General features: G+C 64.1%; 4 protein-coding genes. All 4 read left to right on the top strand.

Annotated features, from left to right (window positions below):
• A partial coding sequence (locus ABJF10_RS11420; protein WP_348544695.1) for a MoxR family ATPase occupies window positions 1-734 on the top strand: 734 nt, incomplete at its 5' end.
• A 15-nt stretch (window positions 735-749) separates the two neighbouring features.
• Window positions 750-1,655 carry a DUF58 domain-containing protein gene (locus ABJF10_RS11415; protein ID WP_348544694.1) on the top strand — a complete coding sequence of 302 codons (906 nt, stop codon included), beginning with the start codon at window positions 750-752 and terminating at the stop codon, window positions 1,653-1,655.
• 145 nt (window positions 1,656-1,800) lie between these two features.
• On the top strand, window positions 1,801-3,972 hold the full coding sequence (locus tag ABJF10_RS11410; RefSeq protein WP_348544693.1) for a BatA domain-containing protein: 2,172 nt from the start codon (window positions 1,801-1,803) through the stop codon (window positions 3,970-3,972).
• A complete protein-coding gene (locus tag ABJF10_RS11405; protein WP_348544692.1) occupies window positions 3,969-6,437 on the top strand; it encodes a hypothetical protein in 2,469 nt (822 codons plus the stop codon). The genes ABJF10_RS11410 and ABJF10_RS11405 overlap by 4 nt, the downstream gene beginning before the upstream one ends.
• Window positions 6,438-6,439: the final 2 nt, after the last annotated feature.

Raw genomic sequence — 6,439 nt, 5'->3', positions numbered from 1 at the left:
GCACGGAGGTCATCTACCAGAATCCGCAGACCAATGAGCGCGAGTTCAAGTTCCTACCCGGGCCGATTTTCGCGAATGTGATTCTCGCGGACGAAATCAACCGCACGCCGCCGAAGACCCAGGCGGCCATGCTCGAGGCCATGCAGGAACGCAAGATCACCGTCGGCGGCGTGAACCATCCGTTGCCCGATCCCTTCTTCGTCCTCGCCACGCAAAACCCGGTCGAACAGGAAGGCACCTATCCGCTGCCCGAAGCGCAGCTCGACCGTTTCATGTTCATGATCTTTGTGGACTACCCGAGCATGGAGGAGGAGCTGGAGATTATGAAGCGCGGCACTGGCATGGGCGGCGGCACGCCGCGCAAGATCATCGAGATCGACCACATCTTGTACCTGCAAGGTGTCGTGCGCCGCATGCCGGTGGCCGATCACGTGTTGCAATACGCGCAGAAGATCGTCGCCTCGACCCGCGCCAAGAGCCCGCAGGCCCTGGACTTTTGCAAGAAATGGCTGTCCTGGGGCGCCGGCCCGCGCGCGTCCCTCAATCTCATCCTCGCCGCCAAGGCGCACGCGATCGTCCGTGGTCAGGTCTACGTGAGCTGCGAGAATGTCGCCGCCGTTGCGCCCTCGATCCTGCGCCACCGCCTCCTGCCCAATTTCGCCGCGCAGAGCGAAGGGGTCACCAGCGACGACATCGCCCGGCTCATCCTCGAGAAAATCCCGCAGGATCGCTGACGCGTTGCCAGCCCAATGGCCGCGAAATCTCCCCACGACACGCTGCTCGACGCCGAGGCCATCCAACGCGCGGAGCATCTTGGGCTGCAGGCACGGACGATCGTCGAGGGCTACATGGCGGGCGCCCACAAGTCGCCCTTTCGCGGCTTCGCCATCGAGTTCGCGCAGCACCGCGAGTACGTGCCGGGCGACGATACGCGGCATTTGGATTGGAAAGTCCTCGGGCGCAGCGACCGCTATTACATCAAGCAGTACGAACAGGAGACGAACTACGTCGCGCATCTGCTGCTCGATGGCAGCGAGTCGATGAAGTACGGCTCCGGGAAAATCTCGAAGCTCGACTACGGGCGGACCGTCGCAGCCTGCCTCGCCTATCTCATCCTGCTGCAGCGCGACGCGGTGGCCGTGGGCGTCTTCGACGCGAAAATGCGCGAGTATCAACCCCGCACCGATGCGCTCGCGAAGATTCATCAGATCTGCCATGTCCTCGCGAACTTCGTGCCGACCGAGCAGACGGCTATCGCGCCGGCCTTGAGCGAACTCGCGCGGCAGGTCAAGCGGCGCGGCATCGTCATTCTCATCAGCGATCTGCTCGACGACGAAACCAGGATCCTCGAGGGCATCCAGCACCTGCGCTTCGGCGGGCATGAGGTGATCGTCTTCCACGTGCTCGACCCATACGAGCTGACCTTCCCCTTTCGCGGCACGGTCGAGTTTCACGGCCTCGAGCAACAAGGCAAAGTGCTCACGCGCCCCGCGGAATTGCGCGCCAGCTATCTCGCGGAATTCAACGATTTCCTCGACCGCATCCGCCTCGGCTGCGAACGCCAGGGCTGCCCCTACGTCCGCGTCTCCACCGACCAGCCCTGGGCAGACGTGCTGAGCGCCTTCCTCGCCACGCGGCTCCATCGTTATGGATGACTTTTGTTTGAGCCGCAGACTGGAGGCTCGGCGACAGGTCCATGGCGCAACGGGGACAAACGCAGAGGCGCAGAGGAAGAAGAATTTTACGATCTCGATTTCTCACTCTCCGCGCCTCCGCGTCTCCGCGGTTTAAAAAAGAGCCGTGGCCTTCCTTAATCCACTCCTCCTTTTCGGAATCATCGGCATCGCCTCGCCGATCATCATCCACCTGCTCGCGAAGAAGAAGATCAAGCGCGTGGTCTGGGCGGCGATGCGGTTTTTGAAGAACGTGGTGGAGAAGAACCAACAGCGGCTCTCGCTGGAGGATTTGATTCTCCTCATCTTGCGTTGCGCGCTCCTCGTGGTGCTCGCGCTGGCCCTCGCCCGCCCCTCCTTCAAGAAGAGTGGTCTCGCGGGTTTTGGCGACAGCAACGAAGCGGCGATCATCGCGATCGATAACTCGGCGAGCATGTCGCAGAGCGACGGCGCCGCCTCGAAATTCGCGCAGGCGCAGAAGGCGGCGGAGGAAGTGCTCGATTCCCTGCCCAGTGGTTCCTCGGTTGCCGTGTGGCTCGTTTCCGACGTCGTGAAGCCAGTCATCCCGGAGCCGACCCACGACCTCGCGCTCGCTCGCAAGGCGATTCGCGAAGCACAGCGCTCCGATCGCGCCACGGAACTGCCGTCGGCGCTGCGCCGCATGGTCGAAGTGCTCCAGCGCCAACCCGTCGCGACGAAGCAACTCTTCGTCATCACCGATGGCCAAAGCAACGGCTGGAAGCAACTCGCGGAAACGCGCGCTCTCCTCGAGGCGGCGAAGGACGTACACGCGCGCATCGTGCTGCTCGGCGAGAGCGAGCAGCACAACCTCGGGGTCACGGGCTTGCGCCTGGCCAGTGCGCTGGCACCCGTGAACGAACCGGTCCGCTTTGAGATCGAAATTGCAAACTACGGCGTGGAGGAAGCGAAGAACGTGCAGGTCAGCCTCGGCATCGATGATGACCCGCCCGGCGATGACGCCACGATCGATTCGCTGCCCGCCGGTGAATCCAAAAGAATTTCGCTCTACGCGACCTTCCGCGATGCGGGCTACCACTCGGTCGTCGCGCACCTGCCCGCGGATCGCAATCCCGCCGACGACCAGCGCGCGCTGGCGGTGCGGGTGATTGGCGAAATCAATGTCCTCCTCGTCGATGGCGATCCCGGCATCGAGCCGCGTGAGAGCGAAGTCTTCTATCTCCACAACGCCCTCACTCCCGTCGCGCCGGAGCAGCGCGAGAAGTATTACATCAAGACCAGGACGATCAGCCCCGCCGAGCTGGCGGCGGCGAAGCTCGGGGATTACGAGGCCGTGGTATTGGCGAATGTCGCGGACGTGCCGGAGACCGTGCTCGCGGGCTTGGAGCGGTATTTGCGCACCGGCGGCGGCCTGATCGTTTTTCCTGGCGGCAAAATCAATACGACCTTTTACAACGCAAAGATGTTCGGCGAACGCGCCTTTCTCCCGGCGGCTTTCGGCGAGGCTCGCGGCAACGCGGAACAGCAGGAGAAATTCTTCACGCTCCAGGCGAAGGACTACGATCACCCGATCGTTTCGATCTGGCGCGATCCCGCGGCGGGCAGCCTGGCCACCGCGCACTTTTACCGCGCCTTCACCCTGCAACCGGCGAAGACCGCCAGCCCGCGCGCCGAGGCCGGGCCGCCCATCGTCGTGTTGAATTACGACGACGGCCAGCCGGCGATCATGGAGCGCACCTGGGGCTTCGGGCGCGTCGTGCAGTTCAGCAGCACCGCCGACAGCGCCTGGAACGACCTGTGCATCCGCCCGATCTTCGTCCCACTCATCCACCGCACCCTGGGCGCGCTGGTTACGCGGCAGGAGGAGCATCTCAATCTGCGCGTCGGCGCGAAACTCAGCGCGGCCATGGACGCGGAATTGATTGGCAAGGACCTGCTCATCAAGCCGCCCGGCGGCAAGGGCGACGCGGTCTCGCTCCAGCGCGTCACGGCGGTCAATGGAGTCCCGATGCTGCAATTCGAGGCCACGGAACGCGCCGGCGTCTACGAAGTGCGGCAGGGCGACGATGCCACGCCGCTGCTCCGTTTCGCGGCGCAGGCCGATCCCGCGGAATCCAATCTGCAGGAGTTGTCCGCCACGGATTGGAAGACCTTCGACGGCGTCGCGCAGGTCTTTCGCTGGTCGCCGGGCGTGAGCCTGCGCGGGCAATTGCAAAAGGAGCGCACGGGCAACGAATTCTGGATGGCGTTCGTGCTCCTCGCTCTCGTCACGGCGGTGGCCGAGACGACACTCGGCAATCAATGGAGCCGCTCCCGATGAGCTTCACCGAACTGTTGCTCCGCCTGTGCGGCGTGAAGATCGATAGCACGGCTCACCTCGCCGGCGCGCGCCTCGCCTTCCGCAATGGCGACGCTCTCGGTTGGGTCGTGTTGCTCGCGCTGCTGCTCCTCGTGCTCACGTGGTGGAGCTATTGGCGGGTCGCGCGCGAACTCACCTCGCAGCGCGCGCGTTGGCTGCTCACCGGCCTGCGCGCCGTGTTGTTCCTGCTCTTGCTACTGATTTTACTGCGGCCGGTGCTCGCCTTCACCGTCGAAGGAACCATCCGCCGCCAGCTCCTCATGCTCGTCGATTCCAGCGCGAGCATGAAGATCCAGGATCCGCGTTTCGATCCCGCCGATCTCGCCCGGGCGGCCATGGGCAAAGGGCTGCTTGATTTCCGCAAGGGCTTGCAACAACCGCTCGACCCGGCCTACGCCGCCAGCGTGAAGCTTGTGCCGCGAGTGGACCTGTTGGAAGGCGCGCTCAAGAGCGACCAACTCGGCCTCATTCAGAAATTTGGCAAGGAATACGACGTGAGCGCCTTCAGCTTTGGGCAAAACCTCGTGGAGATTGGCGGCGGGGGAACCTCGCAAACCACGAAGGGTCAGCTCGCGAAGTCCGCGGAGAGCGCCGCCGAGTGGATCGATCAACTCGACCCGAAAAGCCAGAGCACCGCGATCGGTGACGCTGTGCGCGAATTGCTCGAGCGCAAGCGCGGCCAGCCGCTCGCCGGTATTTTCCTCGCGACCGATGGCGCCAACAACACCGGCACGCAACCGCTCGAAGCCGCGCGCCTCGCCCGCGCCGAAGGCGTGCCGCTCTACATCTACGGCGTCGGCATCACCTCGCCGCGCGACATCATCGTGGCCAATCTCTTCACGCAGGAAGTGGCCTTCGCCAAGGACGAATTGCCCGTCACCGTCCGCGTGCGCGGGCAGGGCCTGCACGGCGAGACCGCGAAGATCACGCTCAAGCTGGGCGACGAGATTGTCGCCAGCAAGGACCTCGTTTTCATCAGCGACGTAGAGCAAACCGTCGCACTCCCTTTCACCCCGAAGCAGGTCGGCGAGTACGAATTGCGCGCCTCGATCGACCCGCGCGCCGACGAGGCGGCCAAGGACAACAACGCCGTCAGCCAGCGGCTCAAGGTCATCGACAGCAAGATCAAGGTGCTGATGGTCGAGGAGTCGCCGCGCTGGGAGTTTCGCTATTTGCAGAGCGTGTTCCTGCGCGATCGGCGCATTGAGCTGAAGTGCTGGCTGGCCGAGGGCGACCCCAGTCTCGCGGAGGGTGCGGACTCGCCGTACGTGAAGACCTTCCCGCAGACAAAGGATGAGCTTTTCAAGTACGACCTCGTCGTCATCGGCGACGTGGGCGCGAAAGACATCGGCGCGCCGCAGATGGAATGGCTCGGCGAATTCGTCTCCAAATTCGGCGGGTCGTGTCTATTTCTCGCCGGTGCGCGCAACAATCCCGCGGCCTTCCGCGGCACGGAGCTGGAGAAGATGCTGCCCGTCGAACTTGGCGATGGCCCCGCGCGCAACACCGCGTCCGAACGCCCGACAACCCTCGAACTCACCGCCCTCGGCCGCACGAGCCCGATGCTCCGTCTCTCGGCGAAGGAGGACGAGAATGCGGCGATCTGGAAGCGCTTTCCCAAGCTCTATTGGGTGGCCCGCGTCACGCGGGCGAAAGCCGCCGCGCAAGTCTTGTTGCAGGACAGCGATGCGACCAAGGCCTCGCGCTTCGGCAAGATGCCCGTCGTCGCCCAGCAGCAATATGGCCTCGGCCAGGTGCTCTACGTGGGCACCGACAATACCTGGCGCTGGCGGCGCAATGCGGACGAGCGCTACTACCCGATCCTCTGGGGACAGATCGCGCAGAAGCTCGGCCTCGCCCATCTGCTCGGCGGCTCGAAACGCACCCAGATCAGCGCGGACAAACAGAGCTACGCCGTCGGCGAGCGCGTGGCGATCTACGCCCGTCTCTACACCGCCGATTTCAATCCGCTGAAAGACGCCTCCGTCGAAGGCAGCTATGTCGTGAAGACCGCGGACACCGCCGTCCAGCCGGAGTCCTCGCGGCAAGGTGTCACGCTGCGCGCGGTGCCCGATCAACCGGGAATGTATCGTGGCGATTTCACCGTGCTCACGCCGGGTCTGCATCAGTTCGCGGTGAAATCCGATCCCGGGACCGTCTTTGAATTCAGCGCAACCGAGGCGCGCTTTGAATTCGGCGAAACCGCGATGAATGAAGCGCTCCTCAAGCAGATGGCCGAACTCAGCGGCGGCGGATTTTTCCGCGAGGAGAATCTGTTCCAGCTCCCCGAGGCGCTGCGCGCCAAAAGCGAGCGCGTGTCCTCGGTCGTCGATGCGGAGATCTGGGCGTCGCCGCTCTATTTCCTGCTGCTGCTGGCGGTGGCGACGGCGGAATGGTTCTGGCGCAAGCGGGTCCAGTTGAAATGAGG

Source organism: Chthoniobacter sp., from assembly GCF_040003245.1.
In the GTDB taxonomy this organism is placed as follows: domain Bacteria; phylum Verrucomicrobiota; class Verrucomicrobiia; order Chthoniobacterales; family Chthoniobacteraceae; genus Chthoniobacter.
The sequence above is the reverse complement of the archived record's forward strand: the minus strand, read 5'-3'. Positions and strand labels throughout refer to the sequence as shown.

What these genes read in the sequence shown, in the direction of transcription:
- ABJF10_RS11415 (WP_348544694.1), top strand. Translation starts at nt 750, where the DNA reads ATGGCCGCGAAATCTCCCCACGACACGCTGCTCGACGCCGAGGCCATC.
- ABJF10_RS11405 (WP_348544692.1), top strand. Translation starts at nt 3,969, where the DNA reads ATGAGCTTCACCGAACTGTTGCTCCGCCTGTGCGGCGTGAAGATCGAT.